This is a genomic window from Verrucosispora sp. SN26_14.1, from assembly GCF_004307965.1.
Lineage (GTDB): Bacteria > Actinomycetota > Actinomycetes > Mycobacteriales > Micromonosporaceae > Micromonospora.
Window position 1 is genome coordinate 1 of sequence record NZ_SISL01000801.1, and the last position, 1,225, is coordinate 1,225.

1 protein-coding gene and 1 pseudogene are annotated in these 1,225 nt (G+C 76.2%); both read left to right on the plus strand.

Annotated features, from left to right (window positions below; genetic code table 11):
* Positions 1 to 246 precede the first annotated feature (246 nt).
* Positions 247 to 714, plus strand: a complete 468-nt coding sequence (locus EYA84_RS32025) for a YbjN domain-containing protein (protein WP_131057877.1) — start codon at positions 247 to 249, stop codon at positions 712 to 714.
* Positions 711 to 1,225, plus strand: a pseudogene (locus EYA84_RS32030) (YbjN domain-containing protein); the annotation flags it as partial. The gene EYA84_RS32025 and the pseudogene EYA84_RS32030, both read left to right, overlap by 4 nt.

The following is a 1,225-nucleotide window of genomic DNA, read 5'->3' on the forward strand; positions in this document are numbered from 1 at the left end:
GCCCCCGGGCCGTGGTGCGACGCCGGACCGGCGCCCGGGTCTTCTTCGCCGGTTGGCGCGCACGACTGTTGTTCGTGCCACCGCGCGGCGACGCGCCGCGTCGGCGACTCGCCTGAGAGGTACGGCCCGCCATAGCATCACCGTAACGGCGGGCCCCGGGATACGCCGGTCTTACTGGTCGCGTCCGCGTGTCGCAGCGCGGCCACCGCCGCGTGCCGTGATATTCGCCCCACGGAAGGGTGCCCGATGGCGTCGCCGGAGTTCGAGGACGGACCGTTGGCCGGCCATCCGTCGGCACTGCGGCCGTTGACGCACGACCTCGTCACGGCCGTGTTGGCGCACCGGGGCCACCCCGTCACCGCCGACGGGGGTGCGCTGGTCGGCCGGTGGGCCGAGGGCCACGTCTGGTTCCTGCGCGCCGGGGACGACGGCGAGATCCTCCAGGTACGCATCGTGGCCACGCCCGCCTTCGGCCTCGACGAGGTGCCCCGGTTGCACGAGTTCTGCAACACCTGGAACCACGACCTGTTCTGGCCCAAGGCGTTCGTCCACGTCGACGACGCCGGACGGGCCCGGGTCTGCGGCGAGGTGATCACCGACCTGGAACGCGGCGTCACCCCGCACCAGCTCGACCGGCTGCTCGACCGGGGCATCTCCACCGGCCGCCGGCTGGCCGCCGAGGTGGGCCGGCTCGTCGGGTCGGAGCGGCCGTGACCGGCTGGCCGACCGGTCCCGGACGTGGCCGCCAGCGCAGCCGGACCACCGCGCCGGTCCCCGGCGAACGGCCCGCCGACGCGTTGCACGTCGCCCGGGACATGCCGGACGGCGAAGCGCGCATCGCCGAGGTGGAACGCGTCGCCGTCCGCGCCGAGGCGGCCGGTGACCCGGCCACCGCCCGGGCCGCCTGGTCCGAACTGGTCGAGACGCACCTGCGCGGCGGCGAGCGGTGGCGCCTCTTCGAGCCCGTCCGGCGCTGCCTCGACGCCGCCGCCCGCGCCCGGTCCACCCCCGGCGGCCCCGACGACGAGACGCTGCGCCGCTACCGCCGGTACGCCGCCGAAGCCCTGCTCGGCACCCCGCGCATCGGCCTCGACCAGGCCGCCCACCTCCTCGACACCGACACGGGCCTGGGGGTGACGGCGGACCGGGACGACGCGGTGGTGGCGCAGGTGCGCTGCCGGATCGCCGACCATCTCGGCGACGAGCCCGCCGCCCGGCACTGGCT